We start from the raw sequence: 23,064 nt of genomic DNA, 5'->3' as shown, positions 1-23,064 counted from the left end.
CTTAGTTTAACTTATTCTTATTTAACTATTTTAGCTATTTCCATCAAGTCTTCTAATGAAACTTCAAAAATTTCACCATCACTCATTCTTTTCAAATTAACTTTTTTATTTGTTAATTCATCTTCACCTAAAATAGTAGTAAATGCTGCTCCTAATTTGTTTGCATACTTCATTTCGGCTTTCACGCTTCTACCCATGTGATTTATCTCACACTTCACACCTAAAGCCCTTAAATCACTAGCCAGCTTAAAAGCATACTTACTTTCTGCTTCTCCTCTAGCACCAATATATAAATCAAATAAATTTTCTTTAGGTATTTCTATATTTTCTTTTTCTAAAGTCATAATTAATCTTTCAACACCCATACCAAATCCAACTGCTGGCATATCTGGTCCACCAAGTTCTTCTATAAGCTTATCATACCTTCCTCCTCCACATACAGTAAAATCAGAAGTTAAAATTTCAAATATAGTTTTTGTGTAATAGTCTAATCCCCTTACGATGCCTGGATCTATTGTATATGGAAGTCCTAAGATATCTAAATATTCTTTAACTTTATTAAAATGTGTACTACACTCTTCACAAACATAATCCAATATTATCGGCGCATTTTTAGTAATTTCATGACATTTCTTCTCTTTGCAATCCAATATTCTCATAGGATTTTTTTCAAATCTATCTTTACAAGTATCGCAAAGACCATCATAATTATCAGCTAAAAATTTCTTAAGCGCTTCATTATATTTAGGTCTACAACTTGGGCAGCCTAAATTATTTATATTTAAACTTAAACTTTTTAAGCCTAATTCTTTTAATGTATCCATAGCAACTGCTATAACTTCCGCATCCATCGAAGCTGCATTTGAACCAAACACTTCTAATCCGCATTGATGAAATTGTCTAAGCCTTCCTTTTTGGACATTTTCATATCTAAACGCTGGTGTAATATAGTATAATTTTGTTGGCTGAGCTTCGTTAAATAACCTGTTTTCCACAAACGCCCTTACTGCTGATGCAGTTCCTTCTGGTTTCAATGTTATACTTCTATTTCCCTTGTCATTGAAAGTATACATTTCTTTCTGAACTATATCTGTTGTATCTCCAACACTTCTTAAAAATAACTCTGTGTGTTCGAACATCGGAGTTCTAATTTCTCTAATTCCATATGTTTTAGCAACCTTTCTAAAGACACTTTCTATATAATGCCACTTATAGGCATCTTCAGGCAACATATCCTTGGTACCTTTTGGTGCTTGCATTTCAATCGCCATTGATCTTTTCCTCCTATTTGACTAAACAAATTTACAATATTCTAATTTATTACATTTAATTATGTATACAATGTATCAAGCAACGCTTTCTTTTTCTCGATCATTTCATCAATTCTAGATACATATTCATGAAGATCTTTTAAATTTGGAAATCTCTCAAGTCTATCTTCCTCTAAAAATATCACTTTACTTACAGCTGCTGCTCCCAGTGCAATTACTGTTTGTTTTTCCTCAATCATTTGAATATTGTATATACATTCTTTGCCTTCTTTAGCATAACCTAAATTCTCCATATTTCCAACCATATTTTTTTGCCTATACATATAATATGGTGAAATACCTAAATTTTCTGCCAGATTCCTACTTTCTTCATACATTTTTATAATTTCATCTTGAGACGTAATTTGTATTCCTTTTTTTAAGATAAATTCTTCATACATTCTAGACCCTCTTTTAAGCGCTAGGCCATGAACTGTAATGCTATCAGGTTTTAGTTTTATTAACTCATTCTTAGTATGAATAACATCCTCATGAGTCTCACCTGGAAGTCCTATTATTATATCCATATTAATATCATCAAATCCAAGTTCTCTTGCCATTTTAAATTTTTCTTTTATATCTGCTGAAGAATGAGTTCTCCCAATTAAATTTAAAGTTTTATCATTCATTGTTTGGGGATTAATACTTATTCTGTCTACTCCATACTCTTTCATTGTCTGAAGTTTATTTCTAGTCAGCGTATCTGGTCTTCCGCATTCAACTGTAAACTCTTTTATATTATCATCCTTAATAAAACAATTATAAATTTCTTTCATAATTATATTGAACTCTTCATCACTTACTGATGTTGGAGTACCGCCACCAAAATATACTGATTCGATATTAAGTTTTCTTTCCTTCACATATGAACTCATACCTTTTATCTCTTTAATAAGTGCCTCTATATATGGCGTTACCATCTTTTTATAAACACCTATAGGATTCGAAGTGAATGAGCAATATAAACATTTTGTTGGACAAAATGCCATGCCTATATATATAGCTATAGTATTTTTATCCTTATTAACTATTTTCTTCTCAGCTTTTGCCACATCTATACAAAGTCTAGCTTTATCCTCATGAGCCAAGTATTTTTCTTTAAATATTTCTATCACTTCATCTTCAGTATTGCCTTCTTCAAGCAATTTTAATGCTATTTTAGATGGTCTGATTCCAATTAATATTCCCCAAGGATAAATGTCATGAGTTACATTTCTCAAGCACAGAAAAAGAAATCTTCTAAGAGAATTTTTAATATCTTCTCCTAAAGATTCTTCTACATAATAATTATTATATTCAAACCTTAAGGTTTTCTCATCAATATAAACCATATAATCTGCATCTTCTGCACTCACAAATTTAATTTCTCTCATTGAGTAATATACATTAAATAATTGGTATACTTCGTATCTAAATTTAAAATCATTTAAACTAACTTTAACTTCCATCGTTTCTCCCCTTAAAAATGTGCAAATTAATGCACATTTTCATTTTTATAAGAATGGATTATTCCTTTTTTCATACCCTATTGTAGATGCTGGACCGTGTCCAGGATAAACTTTAACACTATCTCCCAAAGGCAATAACTTTTCCTTTATATTTTTTATAAGCTGTGCTCCATTCCCTCCCGGAAAATCACTTCTTCCAATAGATCCTTGGAAAAGAGTATCTCCTGTAAACAGTTCATCATTTACTAGGAAGCATATACCACCTGCTGTATGCCCAGCTGTCTCTATAACTTTTATTATATTATTACCTAAAGATACTGTATCTCCTTCTTTTAAATATTTTGAAGCTTTTGGCAGTGATCCAAATACAAACTCGTCATTTTTCATATATTGTTCTTCATTTTCATTTATATAAAAAGGAATATTGAGTTTATTCATTAATTCAATAACTCCTCCCACATGATCCATATGTCCATGTGTCAAAAGAATAAATTTAGGCTTTCCATCCAACTTACTAATCTCTTTTTCTATCAAATTCGGCTGCCCACCTGGATCTATAATTGCAAGTTCCTTGGTGCCTTCATCCATTATCAAATAACAATTTTCTTCATACATTCCCGCTATTAATGTTTTTATAATCAATCTGAATTCCTCCTAAAACTTTCTCTTACTATCTAATAATATGGTAACAGGCCCATCATTATTAATTTTAACCTTCATGTCTGCTCCAAATTCTCCACATTCAACTTTTAAGTTTGATGTCTTAAGAAGATCTAAGAATTCTTCATATAGCTTTTTAGCCTCTTCTCCACCTTGTGCGTCCATAAAATTGGGCCTTCTTCCTTTTCTACAATCACCATACAATGTAAACTGAGATATCACAAGTATCTCACCTTTAATATCCAATAGTGACAAATTCATTTTATCATTTTCATCATGAAACACTCTCAAATTGATAATCTTATCTTTTATATATTTTAGGTCTTCAAAAGTATCATCCTTAGATATTCCTATTAATACATTAAAGCCTACACCTATTTCACCAATTATATCTCCATCAACACAAACGCTAGATGAGCTCACTCTTTGTACAACTGCTCTCATGTTATCTCACCTTTCTGATATATAAGATTCTAACTATTTACTCTATATACATCTGTTACACCTTTTAATCTCTTAAGTCTCTTCATTAAATCCTTCAGACTATCGACAGATGTAATTTTTATTTTTACGTTAATTAGCGCCGATCCTTGCTTTGCTAAATTCGCATTTACAGCACTTAACTGTAGTTTAAGCTCTGTTATAACACTCATTATATCTGCTAGCAATCCATCTCTATCATCCGCTACAACTTGAATTTCCGCAAAATAAGATGTACCTTGTGCTGATCCCCAATTAACTTCTACTACTCTATCTTTGTCTGTATCTATAAGGTTTTGCAAATTACTGCAATCACTCCTATGGACTGATACTCCTCTACCTTTAGTTATATATCCTAAAATTTCATCTCCAGGAACTGGACTACAACACTTAGCAAACCTAACCATAAGATTACTTTCACCTTTTACTGTTATTCCATATCCATTAGGTTCTGGTTTTCTTGCTGTTTTTGCAATTTGTTCCTCGATATTCTTATTTAAAATTTCCTTATTTTCTTTTTCCTTGTTTACCTTATCTACACCTATCCCATTGTCTTCCTTCAATCTTGCAATAAGAGTAGATACAGAGAATCCTCCTATACCAATTAAAGCATATAAATCATCCATAGAATGAATATTATATCGCTTAACTAATTTTTCATAAAAATCCCCTTTAGCAACGTCAGCATAGTTAACACACTGTTTCTTTAATTCCTTTTCAAGAAGTTCCTTGCCCTTTAGCATATTTTCTTCTCTTTTAGCCTTTTTAAACCAAAGCTTTATTTTGCTCTTAGATTGATTACTTTTTGCAATGTTTAACCAATCCATATTAGGTCCCTTAGCATTAGGCGAAGTTAAAATCTCTACAATTTCTCCTGTCTTGAGAGTATAATCTAAAGGAACTATTTTACCATTAACCTTAGCACCTACGCACTTATTTCCTACATCAGTATGTATTCTATATGCAAAATCTATAGGCGTAGCATTGCTGCATAAATTTATTACAACACCTTTTGGAGTAAATACAAATACTTCATCTGAAAACAGATCTATCTTAAAGCCTTCAATAAACTCCTCAGCATCTGATGTTTCTTTCTGCCATTCCAACATATCTCTAAGCCATACTAGCTTCTTTTCAAAATCTTTTTGCTTATCTTGCTCTCCTTTGGCGTTATCTCCCTCTTTGTATTTCCAGTGAGCTGCAATTCCATATTCTGCTGTTTTATGCATTTCAAAAGTTCTAATTTGAATTTCAAAAGTTTTGCCTTGTGGTCCAATTACAGTAGTATGCAATGATTGATACATGTTTGGTTTAGGCATTGCTATATAATCTTTAAACCTTCCTGGAATTGGCCTGTAGATAGTGTGCACTATTCCAAGGACACCATAACAATCCTTAACAGAATGCACCAAAACTCTAATAGCCGTTAAATCAAAAATTTGCTCTATGCTTTTATTCTTACTAACCATCTTTTTGTAGATACTATAAAAATGCTTTGGTCTTCCATCAATATCCGATTCAATTCCAGAATTTCCAAGTTTTTGTTTTAAATCATTTACTATGTCGTTTATGTAAGTTTCTCTTTCTACTCTCTTTTCGGCAATACTATCTACTAATTCATAATATTCTTTTTCATGTAAATATCTAAAACATAAATCCTCTAATTCCCATTTGATTTTAGACATCCCCAGCCTATGCGCTAAAGGCGCGTAAATATCCAATGTCTCTTTTGCTTTATTTTTTTGCTTTTTTGCTGGCATAAATTTGAGAGTTCTCATATTATGTAATCTATCTGCCAATTTAATAATTATTACTCTTATATCCTTTGCCATAGCAAGCAACATTTTTCTCACATTATCAGCTTGTTGCTCTTCTTTAGTTTTATATTCCATTTCTCCAAGCTTAGTAAGCTTCGTAACACCTTCTACGAGGTTAGCGATTTCTGCATTAAAAAGGCTGACTGTTTCATCATAAGAAAATTCCGTATCTTCAATTACATCATGCAATAATCCAGCTACAATAGTATTAGTATCCATACCTAACTCAGCCAGAATTTCAGCTACTGCTATCGGATGAATAATATACGGTTCACCCGATTCCCTTTTTTGGTCCTTATGAGCTTTTTCAGCAAAATCATATGCTTTCTTTACCATTTCAACATCAACATTATTACAATTCTTATCAATCTTTTCCAGTAATTTATCAATCATAAGGATTACGCTCCTTCTATATTAATTCATTTGAAGTAAGTATCTAAAACAAAATAACAGATCAGAAATTACAGTATAATTTTTAGGCAGATAATTTAGTAAATACTGATTCTTAGCGTTAGTCAATTTATCAGCATAAAATACAATCAAATTAATAAAGTATCCTGAATTCCGCTCCGCTTTTTTGAATATACCTAAATTCAAAGGCTGGTTTAATAACCAGCCTAACTTTTTAATAATTATATATTATTTTAGAATTATTTTCAACAATACATTTAAAAGAAATGGAATCCTTACCAATTATAATGCCCAGAAACAACTCTTAAAATATCTAAAACCACAACTTAGATGTCGTATTTAACTAATGATAGTACATCATAACCTTCTAATTTATCTTTTCCTTTTAATTCTGTTAGTTCTATTACAAAGTCAAGTGAAGCAACTATTCCACCTGCTTGTTCTATTAATTTAGCAACACCTTCCACAGTCCCTCCTGTTGCTAATAAGTCATCTACAACAGCAACTCTTTGACCTGGTTTGATTGCATCTTTATGAAGTTGAAGCTGATCTTCTCCATATTCCAATCCATAATTAACTGATATAGTTTCTCCTGGTAATTTTCCTGGCTTTCTTACTGGAATAAATCCTACTCCTAAAGCATATGCCACAGGAACTCCAAAAATAAATCCTCTTGCTTCAGGCCCAACAATTAAATCAATTTTTTTATCCTCTAGATGTTTAACTATTCTATTGATAGTTTCCCTTAACGCTTCTCCATCAGCAATTAATGTTGTTATGTCCTTAAAACTAATCCCTTCTTTAGGAAAATTTTCGATTACCCTTATTTTTTCTTTTAAATCCATTTTAACTCCTCCATAGCATTTAATTTAACATATCATTTATGATTTAATATTAAACAACTAATAATTAATAAATATTGCTTTACTATTTGATTAACTTTCCATATACCTTATGGAATTATTTGTTTTAAGTCTATATAAATATTTAACAATTTGATCCGCTCTATCTTTATCATTTGTAGTTAAGAGCTCTAAAACAATTCTAGCATTATCCATAACCCCTACCGCGCCTATAGGTGGAATTATAAATTCTATTATATTATTTATACCATCATTATTAAACTCTTCCAAACTGTTAAATTCTATTATTGATCTTAATCCATTATTATTAGTATTCATCAGGAACTTATTTCCTTCTTTAATTAGTACTCCATTTTCTCCTTTTGATGGTACCTTTGCCCACTGAATACCTATAAGTATTAAATCTAAATATTTATTTATACTTTTCATATTATAATATATAGCAATAGCTTGCATAAGCTTAAAAGTAAGTCCACTTGTCGATAAGTTCTTATATCTGTATTGGCAACCCTTTTGGTTAGGATTTATGTAAATATAGTCATTAACAAGGTCACTTTCTTCATTTTCAAGAATAATTAAATCAATACCTAGTTTTTTGCATAGCTCAACTTCTTCTTTAGATTTTAATCCAACACCTAAAGTTATTAATAGTTCAGCACCTAAAAAATCTACGTTATTTTTTATATCTACCGAATTTATTCTAGCATCAGTTTCTTGCCTATCGTATATTAAATATTCTACATCAGCATTCAAATATCTTAAAACAAGAATTAACGATGAAACTGCACAAATCCCATCGACATTATATGTACCATAAACAACTATTTTTTGCCTATTATTTACCGCCAAAGCTAATCTCTCTATTGCTTTGTTCATACCCTTAAGTATAAATGGGTTATATCCGCTAATATAATTTGGACAATATATACTTTCCCAGAATTTACGCATGGTTTATTCCTCCATAAAATTAGAAAACACCTTTATTATAAATGATTATAATAAATTTTACAATTATTTTGTTAACAAATGAAAAAACCCCCATTGTGCTGGAGGTTTTTTTCATTTCCAGTAATTAAGCTTTTTGTAATTTTTTCTTTTGGCTTCTAACTCTATCTTTTAAGTATACCCAAATTGGTGATGCTATACATATCGATGAATATGCTCCACTTATGATACCTACAATTAAAGGAATCGTAAATGCTTGAACAGATGGTACTAAAAAGTTCATCGCTATTATAGTAACAACTGTTGCCGAAGAAGTATATAATGATCTTGCTATAGTTTCAGTCAAACTCACATCTGCTACTTCAATTGATTTAGCCCTTCTCATTATCTTTGTATTTTCTCTAATTCTATCAAAAATAACTATCGTATCACACATAGAATATCCTACTATAGTTAATATCGCTGCTATAAAAGGTGTATTTACTGGAATATAAAATATTGAATAAACAGAAATAGTTACTAATATATCATGAATTGTAGCTGCTATAGCCGCTACTCCAAATTTGAATTCAAATCTAATAGCTATATATACTAACATTACTGCAAAAGCCGCAAGTAATGCATATATAGAATTCTGAGTTAACTCTCTACCTACTGATGATCCTATTTCATTCTGTGAAACTAGTACTTTATCATCCAGTTTATATTTAGATTCTAAATCTGATACAATTGATCCTAACTTATCACTATCAAGATCTGCTGATTTTATTTCATATTGATTATTATTAACTGTATTCGTCGAAGCATCTGGTGCATAACTTCGAATGATTGTATCAACCTCTTCTTTATTTATACTTTCATCTAGTTGAAGTACTATTTCAGAACCACCTTTAAAATCTATACCAAAGTTTAGTCCTCTAACACATAAGAATCCCATTCCGATTATAATAATTATTAGGGATATTGAAAACCATAATTTTGTCTTTTCCATTATTCTAAGCATGTTTTTCATCCCCCTTTTTCAAAGTAACACCAAAGTGTGATGGTTTATTTATAATTCCACTTTCAACAGCTAAATTAACAAGTACTTTGGTTACTACTAGACCTGTAAATAAACTTATAACTATACCTATCATAAGTGTAATTGCAAAACCTTTTACCGCTCCAGATCCTATAAAATATAGAATTAGTGATGCAAGTAAAGTTGTCATGTTAGAATCTACTATTGAAGATAATGCATGCTCTGATCCTTTTTTCACTGCCGCCTTAACAGTATAACCTTTCTTTAACTCCTCTTTAGTTCTTTCAAACGTTAGTATATTAGCATCAACAGCCACACCAATTGTAAGTAAGAATGCTGCTATACCAGGAAGAGTCAATGTAACACCTACTTCTATAAAAGCAAAAAGTGTAAGTGTTATATACAAAGTCAAAGCAATATTAGCCATTAATCCTTGAATTCTATAATGGAATAGCATGAATAAAAATACTAATCCAACTCCTATAATTCCTGCCTTAACAGAGTTTGGAAATGCTGTAGCTCCTAGTTCCGCTCCAACATTGCTAACTGAAACTTCTTTAACTGGAAGTGGAAGTGCACCTGCATTAATCATTCCAGCTAATTCTTTATTCTTTTGTAATGTATCATGTGTTTCAATACTTGCTTTTCCACCTGAAATTTGCGAATTTACTCGCGCAGTTGATATTTCTTCGTCATCAAGGTAGATTGAAATATTTTGCCCAATATATTTTCCTGTTGCATCTGCAAACTTTTGTGCACCTTCATCATTTAATTCTAAACCAACTTCATATCCACCATTTTGTTGATTCATTTGTGCAGTTGCTTTTTTTACATCTGAACCTGTTAAAATTTCAGTTCCATCTGGCCCTTTAAAACTCAAATTACCAGACTTAACCAAACTATCTACTATTTCCTTAGAATTAGTTAATCCCGGTACATCTACTCTTATTCTCTTTGGACCTTCTGTTGCTACAATTGTTTCTGCAACACCAAGTTTATTTACTCTTAAAGATAAATGTTCCTTAGCACTTTGTAATTCTTCTGCAGTTACATCATCTTTTTGAATTTCCATAAGAACAGAAACTCCGCCTTGTAAATCTAGTCCTCTAGTTATTACTTTATCAAATGATTTAAATTCCCATCCTCCTAGAACAAATCCTTTAAATCCTGCAAAAGCTAACAGTCCAATTACAGCAATAATTAATATCAACAATGCTGAACTTTTGCTTTTTCTTTTCATCTTAATCCCCCTCTGCATATTATGTCTTTCATTAGGTTAGTATTTACTATATATTCCTTACTGAAAATTTTGGATTACAATTTCATTAACAGTTTCCTTTATTATGTAAAATACTTTAATATTTAAAATTAAGAAATTAAAGTCTTTAAGCTGAATTTTAAAGAACTTATTACTTCTTAATTTTAAATATTATTACATTCTTATGTTGCACATTGTTCATTATAGCACACTATAATTTCTTAATAAAGTTTTTTATTAATGTATGATATAACAATAAAATACTGTTTAACCTTCATTTAAATAAAAATGATTTCACATATGTATAACTTCTTTTAATCTTTGTAACGTTAGTCATTAAAAAGCTGAAGTATCTTATAAATTTATCCCTAGCATCCCAGCAAGAGTACCTACAACTAGTGCTATAATCAATTTAATGAAGTCAAAAAGCTTAAATGCTAATTCTCCATTAAAGCTACTAGATAGTATAAACAATACTAAATAATATGATAGTGCTACTCCAAAGCCTACAAGCCATCCCTTTGATTCATTTTTCTTTGCTCCTATCATTGCTCCTAAACTTAAACTGCATAAAGATATTATTACATATATCATGTTAAAAATACCTTTACTAAATACTAGTTTAGTCATCAATAAAGATAGAATTGTGACTCCTATGAAGCTTAAAATCAAAGTTCCAATAGTACCTTTTACTACTGATCTAAAATATTTACTATTTTCCATCAAAAACACCCCCCAACACTTCATTTTATGAAATATTAAAGGGCATTATGATTAATCCATCTTTATTTTATGAGATATTCCACTCTTCTCTAATTTAATCCTAGTTTTTGCAGGACCACTTTCAATTGTAACTGATTTTTCATCTATATGTGTAATCTTACCTATGATTCCACCTCTTGTCACAATTTCATCATTTACTTTTAATTCATCAATCATACCTTGATATTTCTTTTTTCTCTTCTTTTCAGGTAATATAAGAAGGAAAAAAAATATCACAAATACAAGTAAATAAGGCACTACGCTCGTAAGTAACGCTAACATATTATCCATACTCTTCCTCCAATGTGTTTATTATATTTTTTTCTATTCATGATATGTAGTTTACATTTTATTTACTTTAATGTCAATATAAACCTACTTTTGTTACTCATGTTCATTTAGAAATTGTGTAAAGATCTACATCCTATCCAAATTCATAAATAATCATTTTCAATTATCTGCCTTCCCATTGTGCTAATTTTTCTTCCTTAAATTGCTTGAAATAACCGCCTTCAATTGCATCTCTTATATCTTTCATTAGCTTATTATAAAAATACAAGTTATGTAAAACACATAATCTCATCGCAAGCATTTCCTTTGCTTTAAATAAATGTCTTATATATGCTCTTGTATAATTCTTGCACGTTGGACATTCGCAACCTTCATCAATAGGTCTATCATCAAGTTCATATTTAGCATTCATAAGATTAAGCTTGCCTTCACTACAAAATACATTTCCGTGTCTCCCATTTCTGGCTGGAAGTACGCAATCAAAGAAATCCACACCTCTGTCGACTGCTTCCAATATATTGCTAGGTGTACCTACTCCCATTAAATATATAGGTTTATCTTCTGGCAAATGTGGCACAACTGCATCTATCACTCTATACATTTCTTCATGAGTTTCTCCAACAGCAAGCCCACCTATGGCATATCCATCTAGATCCATCTTAGTTATTTCTTCAGCGTGCTTTATTCTTATATCTTCATAAACTCCACCCTGATTTATTCCAAATAGCATTTGTTCCTTATTTATTGTATCTGGCATAGAATTTAATCTATCCATTTCAATTTTACATCTTTCAAGCCATCTTGTAGTTCTTTCTACTGATCTTTCCACGTATTCTCTAGGTGCTGGATTTTCAATACATTCATCAAAAGCCATTGCTATTGTAGATGCCAAATTACTTTGAATTTGCATTGATTCTTCTGGTCCCATAAATATTTTCTTTCCGTCTATATGTGAATTAAAATACACGCCTTCCTCTTTTATTTTCCTCATCTTAGCTAACGAAAATACTTGAAATCCACCTGAATCTGTGAGAATTGGCCTATCCCAATTCATAAATTTATGTAATCCTCCAAGTTTTTTAACTACTTTATCACTTGGTCTTAAGTGAAGATGATATGTATTAGAAAGTTCAACCTGGCATCCTATCTCCTTTAAATCCATGCTAGAAACTGCACCTTTTATAGCTGCTAATGTTCCAACATTCATGAATACTGGAGTTTGTATAGTTCCATGAGGAGTTTCAAACTGCCCTCTCCTTGCTTTTCCATCCTTTTTTAATAAAGTATACCTTTTACTCACAAGCGTTCACCTCTTAATTATATTTTTACGAAACTCAGCTACCTTTGTTTACTGAGCAACTCTGAGATTCTTTAAAGAAACTAACTTCCATTTAGTTGTTAGCTGAATTATAAAATCAATATCTATTTTCTAATTCATCCCATTTTATATTGAAACACTTGACTATGTCACCTCATCAATGTAATCAAAACTTTTATTTAATAAACATAGCATCTCCAAATGAGAAAAATCTATATTTTTCATTTACTGCTTCTTCATATGCATTCATAACATTTTCTCTTCCTGCTAAAGTTGAAACAAGCATTATCAAAGTAGATTCTGGTAAATGGAAGTTTGTAATTAACTTATCCACTACTTTAAATTTATATCCAGGATAAATAAATATATTAGTCCATCCACTTTGTTCCTTAACAAATCCATTTTCATCGCCAATAGTTTCTAATGTCCTTGTTGAAGTTGTTCCAACAGATATAACCGCATTTCCTCTTTTTTTAGTTTCGTTTATTATATCTGCACTTTCTTTTGAAAGCATATAAAACTCTGAATGCATTTCATGCTCCTCTAGAGATTCAACTTTTACAGGTCTAAAAGTTCCAAGTCCAACATGTAATGTTAAATATACTATGTTAATTCCTTTATTCTTTATTTCTTGCAGCAACTCTTTTGTAAAATGTAATCCCGCAGTAGGTGCTGCAGCAGAACCATTTTCTTTAGAATACACTGTTTGATACCTTTCCCTATCTTCTAATCTCTCATGAATATATGGTGGCAAAGGCATCTCCCCAAGCGAATCTAGAACTTCCTCGAATATTCCATCATAGAAAAATTCAACTATTCTATTTCCATTTTCCTTCACTTCAACTACTTCTGCTTTTAACTTACCTTCTCCAAATGTAAATTTTCTACCAACCTTTGCGGATTTACCTGGCTTTGCTAGACACTCCCATTTATCCTTTTCAATTCTTTTAAGTAGAAGGAACTCAATTTTTCCGCCCGTACCTTCCTTTTCTCCAATCAATCTTGCTGGCATTACTCTCGTATTATTTAATACTAAAGTATCTCCTTCATTTAAGTATTCTATAATATCATGAAATCTCTTATGCTTAATTTCACCAGTTTTCTTATCTAAAACCATAAGTCTTGATGAATCTCTTTGTTCCAACGGATGTTGAGCTATCAACTCTTCTGGTAAGTAAAAATCAAAATCTTTTACGTTCATTTATTTATCTTCTCCTAACTAACAGCTTATTCTTATTATTGACACTTCTAACGAAGTTAAACTTTTGAGAAACTATATCAGTTGTTCAGAACTCAATTTTAAAGTGCTTATTAATAAATCACTACTTAATCTCTATTTATCAAAAAAGCTACCTTGTACTTTCCCATTATTACTTTTGTTTTTTGAAGTATTTACTCTTCCAAGATGTTCATAGGCCTTATCACTAGCTATTCTTCCTCTTGGTGTTCTTATTATAAAGCCTTTTTGAAGCAAGTATGGTTCATATACGTCTTCTATAGTTCCCAATTCCTCACCTATAAAATAGGAAAGTGTTTCAATTCCAACAGGTCCCCCGTTAAAATTATCAATAATAGCTTCAAGTATTTTATTATCAACTTTATCAAATCCCTGATTATCAACTTCCAATAATTCTAAAGCCTCTCTAGCCTCTTTTAATGATACTAGCTTATTAGATTTTACTTCTGAATAATCCCTAACTCTTTTTAATAGCCTATTGGCAATTCTAGGTGTTCCTCTAGATCTCTTAGCAATTTCCAAAGCTCCTTCTTCAGTAATTGTACAGCCAAAAACTAAAGCGCTTCTACTTACTATCTCTTTAAGTTCTTCATCTGTATAATATTCCATGGCACAAAGCACACCAAATCTATCTCTAAGTGGAGATGTAAGCATTCCTATCCTTGTTGTTGCTCCAATTAGTGTAAATTTAGGAAGATCAATTCTTATAGATTTCGCTGTAGCACCTTTTCCTATAACTATATCTAAAGCATAATCCTCCATAGCAGGATATAATATTTCCTCAACATTTCTATTTAGCCTATGTATTTCATCTATAAATAAAACATCATAATCTTTTAATGTTGTTAGTATCGCTGCTAAATCTCCTGCTCTTTCTATTGCTGGTCCAGAAGTAATTTTTAAATCCCCACCCATTTCTTTTGCTATAATATTAGCTAAAGTAGTTTTTCCAAGTCCAGGTGGTCCATATAAAAGTGTATGATCTAATGCTTCTTTTCTATTTTTTGCAGCTTTAATAAATATATCTAATCGCTCTTTTACTTTGTCTTGTCCTATATATTCATTTATTTTTTGAGGTCTTAAACTAAGTTCAGAATTAAAATCTTCTTGCATCTCAGATGGATTAACTATCCTTTCCAAAAAACCTCCCCCTTTTCTTATGAGTCATATATGTATAATTTTTTGCTACTTATGTCTTAGAAGTTTTATCCCATCAACGCCTTTAATGCATTTTTAATGATATTTTCTACACTATCATTCTTATCTATCTTTTTAAGTACTGATTCTGCTTCCTTCTCGCTATACCCTAACGCAATTAACGCGCTTAAAGCTTCTGATAATGCCATAACATTCTCATTATCCTTAGTATCAATTTCCACACTACTATCCAATAATTCATCTGGCTTTAGTTTATCTTTGATCTCTAAAATAATTCTAGCTGCTGTTTTTTTCCCTATTCCCACACCTCTACAGATGTGTTTCTCATCGCCAATCATTATTGCATATTTTAAATTATTAACTCTGCTTATAGATAATAAAGATAATGCTGCTTTTGGTCCAACTCCACTTACTGTTAAAAGAAGCTTAAACATCTCTAGCTCTTCCTTTGAATCAAATCCATATAATCCAATAAAATCTTCCCTTACTATTTGCTCAAGGTAAAGCATAATCTCCTCTCCATTCTTTGGCATAGAGGACATTGTAGCACCTGATGTAAATATCTTGTAGCCTATACCGCTATTCTCTACTATTACATAATCTTTATTTATTCCAATATATTTACCTTTTATATATTCGTACATCTATTTCACACCAACTTTTCTATATCTATAACTATATTTAAAATTTAGCTAAAAAACTAATTTCTACATTATTAAAACCTAACTTATACTTTATCATTTTCAGCCAAATCTTTCAACAATGTATTTTTTAATTAATAAAAGGCATGTAAGTATTAAATTACTAACATGCCTTTTATCAATTAAAATTTACCTATCAGAATTTCCATTATGATAAAAATTCTGACAAGCTTTCTTCTGCATCGTCTTTTGAATTATATTCAAGCTCAAAATTCTTAATTTTGTCTTTATCTATCTCGCTTAATTTATCTACTTTTTTACTATTAGTATACACATCTTCGCTATTTTCAATTGATAAAGTACCATTATCATCAGTTTTATATATAGCTAAAAAGCCATCTTTTTCTCCAATATAATATTTATTAGGTTTTACAGCTTTAGAAGCATCTCTTTTATAAGTCATTTCTCCATTAGATTCTACTTCTAAAACATATCCCTTATCTTTTAATGCCTTTGATAATTCCGTTTCTGTTAAATTCTTATCTATATTTAATTCTTTCTTTAACTCTGACAATGTTAATTCTTTTTCTTTCTTTTCACCTGCATATAAATAAATTTTTATATTATCATTTAATTTATTATTTATTTCACTTGATGATACAGGATTATTTTTAGCATTTTTGTTACTTATATACTTTTCCGAAAAATAATATGTTATAGAAAATATAAGTGCTAATGCTAATGTCATACCTATGAATAATTTCTTTTTATTTACCATAATAATCACTCCTTATCAAGGAGTATAGCCATTATTTCTATATTTATACAAAAATATTCTTCCAATGTATAAATTAAGAATCTTTATAAAGGATTTACTATTTAGGAGCGATTATCTATCAACTTTTTCTAAAAGCATGTTTTATGGCACTTATTAGTATAATCCATGTTATTTTAAAACAATTCCTATAATGTATAATAGCATTTATTATCAACACGAATACTATTAATTCAATATAATATAATAGTACTGTCAATATTGGCTTTGCATTCATCCACTTCATATCTAAAAACATTGAAGTTAAAAATGATAATCCGAATATAACTACGCTAAGAATTATAAGTCCTTTTATCATTCCCTTAAAATCTTCATGACTTGGTGCTATCCCACTTATTAGCAGTAGAAATAAAAATATAGTTATTATACCTTCTTTACTCAATATTATTCTCGGATCTAGTATCCTAGATATATCAGCAACTTTATCTTTTAATACGAATTTACTCTCTATAAATATGAATAATGGTATATTTATTATGACAGGTGCTATAGCTATAAGAAATTCCTTAATGCTAATTAAAAATGGCATACTGCTTCCAACCCTTGACCTTATAAATCCTGGTCTGTTTCCTTTTGGCAAAAGTTGTACTTGTTCTATTTTAGCAAGGCATAAAATTGCAACCAATAAATGTGCAAGTTCATGAGCTGGTGTACTTAACGCATATATAAATTTAGCCACTCCTGCATTTATACTACTCAGTGCTCCTTGAAAAACCGATTGTATAAATCTTAATACATAGTAATACGAAAAATATATCAATAAAAAAATACCCACTGACTTAATTGCTGTTTCCATTTTAACAACGCCCCCACTATCTTACTCTATTTATAAAGCCACATTTTTTGCATAATTCTTCTACTGCCTTTCTTCCGGAAAAACCATTATATATGTCTTTAGCTCTTTTTGAACTTAAAATTTCTTCTAATGTATTATCAAAGATATTACCAAGTGCTATGCTGCCATCACTATCTAAACAACAAGGCACTACTGTTCCATCTACTAATATTCCCACTTGATCTCTAAGCCCATAGCAGAAGACTCTTTCTCCTAACTCCTCAACTTGCAATGATGGCCACTTAAATTTCTCTCCCATACTAAGATATACATTATTTTTTAATTTAAAACTATTTTTTTCCTTCAAACTTTCTCTCAAACTGGATTTTATATCAAAACTTTGTTCAAGAAATTCAAAAATATCAATATTCATGCTATTACTAGCAGTATACTTTGTATCTAAATTCCACAACCTTAACGCAGTAATTATATTAGTTTTTTCACTGGCTTCTTTAACAAATTCAATTATATTATCTATATATTTACTAAAGTCAACCTGTCCCTCATTCGCTTCAAAGCTATGAAGGGAAATATTAACTTGCCTTAAAGCATTTGAACTAAGTAATACATCCTTAACTTCACTTATTAAAGTTCCATTAGTAGTTATATTAACCTTTAATGAATTTTCATTACTTATATCCAAAAAACTCTTTATATTTTCATTTAAAAATGGTTCTCCCATTAGATGAAAATATACATAATCAGTATGTGATTTCACACTATTTACGATATGTTGAAAACTTTTCTTATCCATAAACTTAAGTTCCCTATTTGTTTTAGGACAAAAATTACAACTTAAATTACACACATTTGTTATCTCTATATAAATCTTTTTAAATTTCTTCATTTAATTATTACTCCAATCAATACATTTAGATAAAAATAAAGTATATTTTATTTCTCAAACTAGTATATATTTTAATCCCCACCTTTGCAAGAAAATCACTACTTTCACAAAATTATTTTACAATAAAAATTCCACCTAAATCTAATATAAAACTTAGATGGATATATGAATCAACTTATATTAAACATTTTAATTATAATAATCAATTATTATCTTTATAAAAGACAAAGAGCAAGTGAATCTTACTAACTTCACTTGCTCTTTCTTAGTTACTGATTTTAACGTTGTCCGCCAACTGGGTACGACCGTCTGTCGTACATTGCTTCCGGGATTTTTCCGTTGCCCGTCACCAACTGTATATCTCTTGAGATATACTCTTCTGCCGGATTGAAGTGTCAGTACACTAAGATAAATTAAACCTTTATCTTGATTTAATTATATCTCATTTTATTATTAATTGCAATAGTTTTTTGAATTTTCTGAATAATTATATTTTTTATAATAAAATCCATATACTAGATTTAATGCAATATGTTTTCTTTTACGTTTAATTACTAAATGTAATTTTATATAATTATTCTTTTAACTTTTAAAGTATTCATCTATCCAAATATATAAATGAAAGTTAATTTATAACTACTTTAGTTCCCCTAGGTATATTGTCATAAATCCACTTAGCATTTTCTTTGGCTAACCTTATGCACCCATCTGATAGCTTCATACCTAACCTTCCATCCCTAACTGATCCATTCAAATTATAGATTATCGAATGAAATAAATAATTTCCTTTAAACTGTGTATAATACCAACACTTGTATCCCTTATTTACGCCAAAATACAGTCCCTTTATTCCAACTTTATAAGTTCCTTTAGGTGTGGGTGTTGAGGCTTTTCCCAAAGTGCACAAATAACTATGAATTAGGTTCCACTTATTTGTACTTCCTTTAAAAATATTCACTTTAAAGCTTCCAGTATCCACCCAAATCAAGTAGTTGGTTTCACTAGAATAATTCTTAGAGTTTACATAATCTGCAGAGCTAATACGGTCACCCGACACATCTGCTCTAATGCCATTTTTTTTAATCCTAATGCCTCTTAATACTTTAGATAAAATTTTTTTCATAATTAAAATCCTAATTTAGTAATACATATTAATATATGTATTATGCATTAATTTTGATTTCTATTATTCTAAATGCTCCACTCTATATCCAATTTCTTTATTTGCTAGTCGATAACCTTCCTTAATCATTTCAACCTCGCTAATTTCATTACCAAGTAAGCTATCTATAGTAATCTGATTCCTATTGCTGAAGTATTTACTTAAAAGTTTCTCTTCTATTTTTTCTTGAGACGCCAAAGTATAGTCATCCAAAATGTGCTTAACATTAAATCCGTTTTCCCTTAATGATCTTCCAACTAATATACTCCTATGACACCTTATAGGATCCTGCATAGCTCCAAGAAGTGCAATATTATAACCTTTCTGACATCCTGTTTTTAATCTCTCAATTCCTATTAAAAAATCTTCTTCTATAATTACCTTTTCAAAATCAGAATATCCTTCCTTATTATAAGACTTTTTATCTTGCCTTTGAGCCGCAAGTTCTTTAGCCATATATATGTATATAAATCCTTCTTTTTTTAAAGTTTCAGCTATTGTTTCCTTATTATATTGAACATTATATTTCGAATACGGAGTTCCTCTTATATCTACAACAGTATCAATATTATAAGTCTTTAGCATGTCTATTAATTTCTCTACAGGATAGTTAGAATGTCCTATTGTGTATATGTCCATTTACTTGAACTCCTCTCTTTATATTATATTATTTTTTCTTTTTCTGTAATTATACCTTGCTCTTTCCGTAAAATTCTCTTAGTATAACCCTTACTTCTATCTTCTCCACAGCTCTTTTAATTTTTTGATATTTTAAATCCTAGCTATAAAAATATAGTAACATAAAATCTAATTAGAAAATAAGAACATGTCTATAATAATGCATTTTAAAATATACGTTCTAATAAAAAATATACATCTACCTGTAATTAATAAAACTTATACTATATCTTCATTGTGGTAATAATCACTAAATGGAGGTGTTTTAATGATTACTTTTATAAGAAACTATTCTCTTAAAAATATAAAAATAAAATTTTTAGCTCTATATATTCTGAATGTAACAGACATAATATTTACTATTTTACTCTTAAATACTGGTTTTTACGTAGAAGCAAATATTTTCATGTTAGAAGTAGTAAAAAGTCCAACTATAAGTTTTTTATTAAAAATATTAGCTCCTGCAGTTCTTCTCGTATTCATATATTTTAGAATGAAAGATGCAACGAATAAACAACTAAAGTGCTGTAACTACTTTATTAATGGAATCATCATATTCTACGGTCTAATAAACACATTTCATATTATCTGGTTTGCATTATTACCTATGTTTATTTTCATATTTTGATTTGCTAACTCTTTTGAAAATCAGTATCTAATTTTTTAAATATAAATTTATTATATTAATTAATATGTTCAAGTTTCTATCCTAACCCATTTATCTTCGCGCTTTTCTGTTATTATTAAAAGCTAATTTTTCGTAAATGCCCCATATTAAGTTTATTAAAAATATAATTAATAACTAGTAATATTTTCAATTAATTGAACAACAAGAAAAAGATATATTCTTTATTTTTAAAAATGAATTTTTCCTAGAGACAAAATTCATTTTTTATGTTATAATTCAAAATGTTGCTAAGTTATCATAATAATTTGCAACTCGAAATGATAATAGTGTCATATTTAATATTATTTTTATTCAAATTTTAAACTAAGGAAGGAGAATTTACTATGAAGAAAATTAAATTTGGTCTAGCATTACAAATTCTTGCAGGACTTATACTTGGAATTATAGTAGGTGGATTTTTTTATGGAAATCCAGCTGTTGAGGCATATTTAAAGCCTATTGGAGATATTTTTATTCGTCTAATCAAAATGATTGTAGTTCCAATCGTCTTTTCATCTCTTATAGTTGGTATTGCTGGAGCAGGAGATATTAAGCAGGTTGGAAGACTTGGAGGAAAAACTCTTCTTTATTTTGAAGTGGTAACAACTATTGCTATTGTATTAGGACTTTTAATAGCTAATGTATTTCATCCAGGTACAGGAATAAATATGCAAGAGCTTGCTAAATCTAGCATCGATGCTTATGTAAGCACTGCAGAAAATGTATCGCATCATAGCTTTGCTGATACATTTATAAATATTGTTCCTACTAATATTTTTGATTCACTTACAAGGGGAGATATGCTTTCAGTCATTTTCTTTTCTGTTATGTTCGGTTTAGGAGTTGCTGCAATTGGCGAAAAAGGGAAACCTGTTATACAGTTTGCTCAAGGAACGGCTGATGCAATGTTTTGGGTAACAAATCAAATAATGAAGACAGCTCCTTTTGGAGTATTTGCTTTAATTGGTGTGACAGTTTCTAAGTTTGGACTTTCATCTTTAATTCCACTTGGAAAACTAATAGTTACAACTTATGGTTCAATGATTTTATTTATACTACTAATATTTGGACTAATTGCAAAATTAGTTGGGACAAGTATCTTTTCAATCATAAGAATTTTAAAAGACGAACTTATACTTGCTTATAGCACAGCAAGCTCAGAAACAGTTTTACCTAAAATCATGGAGAAAATGGAGAAGTTCGGATGTCCTAAAGCTATTGCAACCTTTGTAGTACCAACAGGTTATTCTTTTAATCTAGATGGTTCTACTCTTTACCAAGCTATTGCAGCAATATTTATTGCACAATTATATGGTATTAATTTATCAATACCAGCTCAAATTAATTTAATGCTTGTATTGATGCTTACTTCAAAAGGTATAGCAGGTGTACCAGGAGTATCTTTTGTAGTTTTACTAGCCACTCTTGGTTCTGTTGGAATTCCAGCCGAAGGCCTAGCTTTTATAGCTGGAATAGATCGTATACTTGACATGGCTAGAACTGTTGTGAATGTATTAGGTAATTCTTTAGCAGTTGTTGTTGTATCAAAATGGGAAGGAAAGTATAATTCTATAAAGGGTAAAGAATATGTAGAATCCATAAAAAAAGCGGCTTAATTCTACAACAGAAAGGTGATTGTTCATCTAGAAATTATTTTCTAAATGAACAATCACCTTTTTATTTCTATATCCTATTATTCTAGATCAATTGTTATATTTATTTATACTTATCTTAATATATAATTATATTAGATAAGTTCTTTTTCTATTATCTACAACTTATCTATAATCTTTTTCTGTATATATCTAATTACATCGCCTCTACTGATAACTCCTACTACTTTTCTGTCTTTATCTATAACAGGTATCTTTTTAAAGTTATGTTTTGAGAAAATAGACAAAACCTTTTCCATAGTATCTTCTGGAAGAACACAGCAAATATCTTTACATTTTGCAATAGTCATGATATTAGTATCCTTTATCAGTCCAATCTCTTCTTCTAATTCTTCCCTTTTAAGATAAAATACATATGAAATAAAATCATACATTTTTCCTTCCTTAGGATTTATGCTTCTTATTATATCCCCATCACTTACAATACCCGAAAGTATTCCCTTGTTATCTACTATTGGTACTCCGCCTATTTTATTTGTGACTAATATCTTCATTACATCTTTAATAGTATTTTCTTTACTTGCGGAAATTACATCAGTAATCATAAAATCCTTTACTTTCATTATTCTATCCCCTTTACTCAATTTAATTTATAAGTATTTTCTTATTTATCTATTAAATTCATTAGTAAAATTTTATATTATTTTTATATTAATATCTTTTTAATTTATACACTACTTTACAATAAAATTAACTGACTCCGTCATGCGAAGCAATAAAATCTATTACATCTTTAGCAGTTGATAT

At 29.7% G+C, this 23,064-nt stretch carries 23 protein-coding genes; 2 read left to right on the top strand and 21 right to left on the bottom strand.

Features of this window, described 5'->3' with window-relative positions; genetic code table 11:
* Window positions 1-17: 17 nt before the first annotated feature.
* The 20 genes from hisS to ACJDTP_RS25270 all read right to left on the bottom strand — a co-directional run bounded on the left by hisS (window position 18) and on the right by ACJDTP_RS25270 (window position 19,938).
* A complete protein-coding gene (hisS, locus tag ACJDTP_RS25365) occupies window positions 18-1,271 on the bottom strand; it encodes a histidine--tRNA ligase (protein ID WP_406762791.1) in 1,254 nt (417 codons plus the stop codon).
* A gap of 59 nt (window positions 1,272-1,330) precedes the next feature.
* Window positions 1,331-2,758 (bottom strand): coproporphyrinogen III oxidase, encoded by a 1,428-nt coding sequence (locus ACJDTP_RS25360; RefSeq protein WP_078115177.1) that lies wholly within the window; start codon window positions 2,756-2,758, stop codon window positions 1,331-1,333.
* Window positions 2,759-2,803: 45 nt separating this feature from the next.
* On the bottom strand, window positions 2,804-3,400 hold the full coding sequence (locus ACJDTP_RS25355; protein WP_077837483.1) for an MBL fold metallo-hydrolase: 597 nt from the start codon (window positions 3,398-3,400) through the stop codon (window positions 2,804-2,806).
* Window positions 3,401-3,412: 12 nt separating this feature from the next.
* A complete protein-coding gene (gene dtd, locus ACJDTP_RS25350; protein WP_406762790.1) occupies window positions 3,413-3,862 on the bottom strand; it encodes a D-aminoacyl-tRNA deacylase in 450 nt (149 codons plus the stop codon).
* Between the two features lie 29 nt (window positions 3,863-3,891).
* A complete protein-coding gene (locus ACJDTP_RS25345; protein ID WP_011968868.1) occupies window positions 3,892-6,108 on the bottom strand; it encodes a RelA/SpoT family protein in 2,217 nt (738 codons plus the stop codon).
* 344 nt (window positions 6,109-6,452) lie between these two features.
* Window positions 6,453-6,971 (bottom strand): adenine phosphoribosyltransferase, encoded by a 519-nt coding sequence (locus ACJDTP_RS25340; RefSeq protein ID WP_077837482.1) that lies wholly within the window; start codon window positions 6,969-6,971, stop codon window positions 6,453-6,455.
* A 90-nt stretch (window positions 6,972-7,061) separates the two neighbouring features.
* Window positions 7,062-7,937, bottom strand: a complete 876-nt coding sequence (locus ACJDTP_RS25335) for a DHH family phosphoesterase (protein ID WP_077837481.1) — start codon at window positions 7,935-7,937, stop codon at window positions 7,062-7,064.
* A 124-nt stretch (window positions 7,938-8,061) separates the two neighbouring features.
* Entirely contained in the window at window positions 8,062-8,937 is an 876-nt protein-coding gene (gene secF / locus ACJDTP_RS25330; RefSeq protein WP_077837480.1) for a protein translocase subunit SecF, read from the bottom strand.
* The gene (gene secD, locus ACJDTP_RS25325; RefSeq protein ID WP_078115176.1) at window positions 8,930-10,195 is read right to left on the bottom strand and encodes a protein translocase subunit SecD; all 1,266 of its coding nucleotides are present in this window, start codon (window positions 10,193-10,195) and stop codon (window positions 8,930-8,932) included. The genes secF and secD overlap by 8 nt, the downstream gene beginning before the upstream one ends.
* Before the next feature lie 372 nt (window positions 10,196-10,567).
* On the bottom strand, window positions 10,568-10,936 hold the full coding sequence (locus ACJDTP_RS25320) for a TIGR04086 family membrane protein (RefSeq protein ID WP_011968863.1): 369 nt from the start codon (window positions 10,934-10,936) through the stop codon (window positions 10,568-10,570).
* A 51-nt stretch (window positions 10,937-10,987) separates the two neighbouring features.
* Window positions 10,988-11,266, bottom strand: coding sequence for a preprotein translocase subunit YajC (yajC, locus tag ACJDTP_RS25315; protein WP_017208831.1), 279 nt, complete (start codon window positions 11,264-11,266; stop codon window positions 10,988-10,990).
* Between the two features lie 163 nt (window positions 11,267-11,429).
* Window positions 11,430-12,566: a tRNA guanosine(34) transglycosylase Tgt gene (gene tgt, locus ACJDTP_RS25310; RefSeq protein ID WP_077841713.1), complete on the bottom strand. Its 1,137-nt coding sequence runs from the start codon at window positions 12,564-12,566 to the stop codon at window positions 11,430-11,432.
* 193 nt (window positions 12,567-12,759) lie between these two features.
* Window positions 12,760-13,785 carry a tRNA preQ1(34) S-adenosylmethionine ribosyltransferase-isomerase QueA gene (queA, locus tag ACJDTP_RS25305; RefSeq protein WP_077841714.1) on the bottom strand — a complete coding sequence of 342 codons (1,026 nt, stop codon included), beginning with the start codon at window positions 13,783-13,785 and terminating at the stop codon, window positions 12,760-12,762.
* A gap of 132 nt (window positions 13,786-13,917) precedes the next feature.
* Complete coding sequence (ruvB, locus tag ACJDTP_RS25300; RefSeq protein ID WP_077841715.1) at window positions 13,918-14,961, bottom strand: Holliday junction branch migration DNA helicase RuvB; 1,044 nt, start codon at window positions 14,959-14,961, stop codon at window positions 13,918-13,920.
* A 65-nt stretch (window positions 14,962-15,026) separates the two neighbouring features.
* Window positions 15,027-15,623: a Holliday junction branch migration protein RuvA gene (ruvA, locus tag ACJDTP_RS25295; protein ID WP_077841716.1), complete on the bottom strand. Its 597-nt coding sequence runs from the start codon at window positions 15,621-15,623 to the stop codon at window positions 15,027-15,029.
* A gap of 205 nt (window positions 15,624-15,828) precedes the next feature.
* Window positions 15,829-16,398 carry a hypothetical protein gene (locus tag ACJDTP_RS25290; RefSeq protein ID WP_077841717.1) on the bottom strand — a complete coding sequence of 190 codons (570 nt, stop codon included), beginning with the start codon at window positions 16,396-16,398 and terminating at the stop codon, window positions 15,829-15,831.
* 118 nt (window positions 16,399-16,516) lie between these two features.
* Window positions 16,517-17,251 (bottom strand): hypothetical protein, encoded by a 735-nt coding sequence (locus tag ACJDTP_RS25285; RefSeq protein ID WP_406762789.1) that lies wholly within the window; start codon window positions 17,249-17,251, stop codon window positions 16,517-16,519.
* 16 nt (window positions 17,252-17,267) lie between these two features.
* Entirely contained in the window at window positions 17,268-18,137 is an 870-nt protein-coding gene (locus tag ACJDTP_RS25280) for a radical SAM/SPASM domain-containing protein (protein ID WP_077841719.1), read from the bottom strand.
* Window positions 18,138-18,762: 625 nt separating this feature from the next.
* Window positions 18,763-19,260 (bottom strand): L,D-transpeptidase, encoded by a 498-nt coding sequence (locus ACJDTP_RS25275; RefSeq protein ID WP_078115173.1) that lies wholly within the window; start codon window positions 19,258-19,260, stop codon window positions 18,763-18,765.
* A gap of 63 nt (window positions 19,261-19,323) precedes the next feature.
* A complete protein-coding gene (locus ACJDTP_RS25270) occupies window positions 19,324-19,938 on the bottom strand; it encodes a DUF488 domain-containing protein (RefSeq protein WP_078115172.1) in 615 nt (204 codons plus the stop codon).
* A gap of 307 nt (window positions 19,939-20,245) precedes the next feature.
* Between ACJDTP_RS25270 and ACJDTP_RS25265 the strand changes: the two genes are divergently transcribed.
* Together ACJDTP_RS25265 and ACJDTP_RS25260 are read left to right on the top strand one after the other, a co-directional pair.
* Complete coding sequence (locus ACJDTP_RS25265) at window positions 20,246-20,605, top strand: DUF5658 family protein (RefSeq protein WP_406762788.1); 360 nt, start codon at window positions 20,246-20,248, stop codon at window positions 20,603-20,605.
* A gap of 383 nt (window positions 20,606-20,988) precedes the next feature.
* Window positions 20,989-22,260 carry a cation:dicarboxylate symporter family transporter gene (locus ACJDTP_RS25260; RefSeq protein ID WP_078115170.1) on the top strand — a complete coding sequence of 424 codons (1,272 nt, stop codon included), beginning with the start codon at window positions 20,989-20,991 and terminating at the stop codon, window positions 22,258-22,260.
* 155 nt (window positions 22,261-22,415) lie between these two features.
* Here ACJDTP_RS25260 and ACJDTP_RS25255 read toward each other — a convergent pair whose 3' ends face one another.
* Window positions 22,416-22,880, bottom strand: a complete 465-nt coding sequence (locus tag ACJDTP_RS25255; protein WP_077841723.1) for a CBS domain-containing protein — start codon at window positions 22,878-22,880, stop codon at window positions 22,416-22,418.
* Between the last annotated feature and the right edge of the window lie 184 nt (window positions 22,881-23,064).

The organism is Candidatus Clostridium helianthi (assembly GCF_045310795.1).
Classification (GTDB): Bacteria; Bacillota; Clostridia; order Clostridiales; family Clostridiaceae; genus Clostridium; species Clostridium helianthi.
The sequence above is the reverse complement of the archived record's forward strand: the minus strand, read 5'-3'. Positions and strand labels throughout refer to the sequence as shown.

What these genes read in the sequence shown, in the direction of transcription:
- hisS (WP_406762791.1), bottom strand. Translation starts at nt 1,271, where the DNA reads ATGGCGATTGAAATGCAAGCACCAAAAGGTACCAAGGATATGTTGCCT.
- ACJDTP_RS25360 (WP_078115177.1), bottom strand. Translation starts at nt 2,758, where the DNA reads ATGGAAGTTAAAGTTAGTTTAAATGATTTTAAATTTAGATACGAAGTA.
- dtd (WP_406762790.1), bottom strand. Translation starts at nt 3,862, where the DNA reads ATGAGAGCAGTTGTACAAAGAGTGAGCTCATCTAGCGTTTGTGTTGAT.
- ACJDTP_RS25345 (WP_011968868.1), bottom strand. Translation starts at nt 6,108, where the DNA reads ATGATTGATAAATTACTGGAAAAGATTGATAAGAATTGTAATAATGTT.
- ACJDTP_RS25340 (WP_077837482.1), bottom strand. Translation starts at nt 6,971, where the DNA reads ATGGATTTAAAAGAAAAAATAAGGGTAATCGAAAATTTTCCTAAAGAA.
- ACJDTP_RS25335 (WP_077837481.1), bottom strand. Translation starts at nt 7,937, where the DNA reads ATGCGTAAATTCTGGGAAAGTATATATTGTCCAAATTATATTAGCGGA.
- secF (WP_077837480.1), bottom strand. Translation starts at nt 8,937, where the DNA reads ATGCTTAGAATAATGGAAAAGACAAAATTATGGTTTTCAATATCCCTA.
- secD (WP_078115176.1), bottom strand. Translation starts at nt 10,195, where the DNA reads ATGAAAAGAAAAAGCAAAAGTTCAGCATTGTTGATATTAATTATTGCT.
- ACJDTP_RS25320 (WP_011968863.1), bottom strand. Translation starts at nt 10,936, where the DNA reads ATGGAAAATAGTAAATATTTTAGATCAGTAGTAAAAGGTACTATTGGA.
- yajC (WP_017208831.1), bottom strand. Translation starts at nt 11,266, where the DNA reads ATGGATAATATGTTAGCGTTACTTACGAGCGTAGTGCCTTATTTACTT.
- queA (WP_077841714.1), bottom strand. Translation starts at nt 13,785, where the DNA reads ATGAACGTAAAAGATTTTGATTTTTACTTACCAGAAGAGTTGATAGCT.
- ruvA (WP_077841716.1), bottom strand. Translation starts at nt 15,623, where the DNA reads ATGTACGAATATATAAAAGGTAAATATATTGGAATAAATAAAGATTAT.
- ACJDTP_RS25290 (WP_077841717.1), bottom strand. Translation starts at nt 16,398, where the DNA reads ATGGTAAATAAAAAGAAATTATTCATAGGTATGACATTAGCATTAGCA.
- ACJDTP_RS25285 (WP_406762789.1), bottom strand. Translation starts at nt 17,251, where the DNA reads ATGGAAACAGCAATTAAGTCAGTGGGTATTTTTTTATTGATATATTTT.
- ACJDTP_RS25280 (WP_077841719.1), bottom strand. Translation starts at nt 18,137, where the DNA reads ATGAAGAAATTTAAAAAGATTTATATAGAGATAACAAATGTGTGTAAT.
- ACJDTP_RS25275 (WP_078115173.1), bottom strand. Translation starts at nt 19,260, where the DNA reads ATGAAAAAAATTTTATCTAAAGTATTAAGAGGCATTAGGATTAAAAAA.
- ACJDTP_RS25270 (WP_078115172.1), bottom strand. Translation starts at nt 19,938, where the DNA reads ATGGACATATACACAATAGGACATTCTAACTATCCTGTAGAGAAATTA.
- ACJDTP_RS25265 (WP_406762788.1), top strand. Translation starts at nt 20,246, where the DNA reads ATGATTACTTTTATAAGAAACTATTCTCTTAAAAATATAAAAATAAAA.
- ACJDTP_RS25260 (WP_078115170.1), top strand. Translation starts at nt 20,989, where the DNA reads ATGAAGAAAATTAAATTTGGTCTAGCATTACAAATTCTTGCAGGACTT.
- ACJDTP_RS25255 (WP_077841723.1), bottom strand. Translation starts at nt 22,880, where the DNA reads ATGAAAGTAAAGGATTTTATGATTACTGATGTAATTTCCGCAAGTAAA.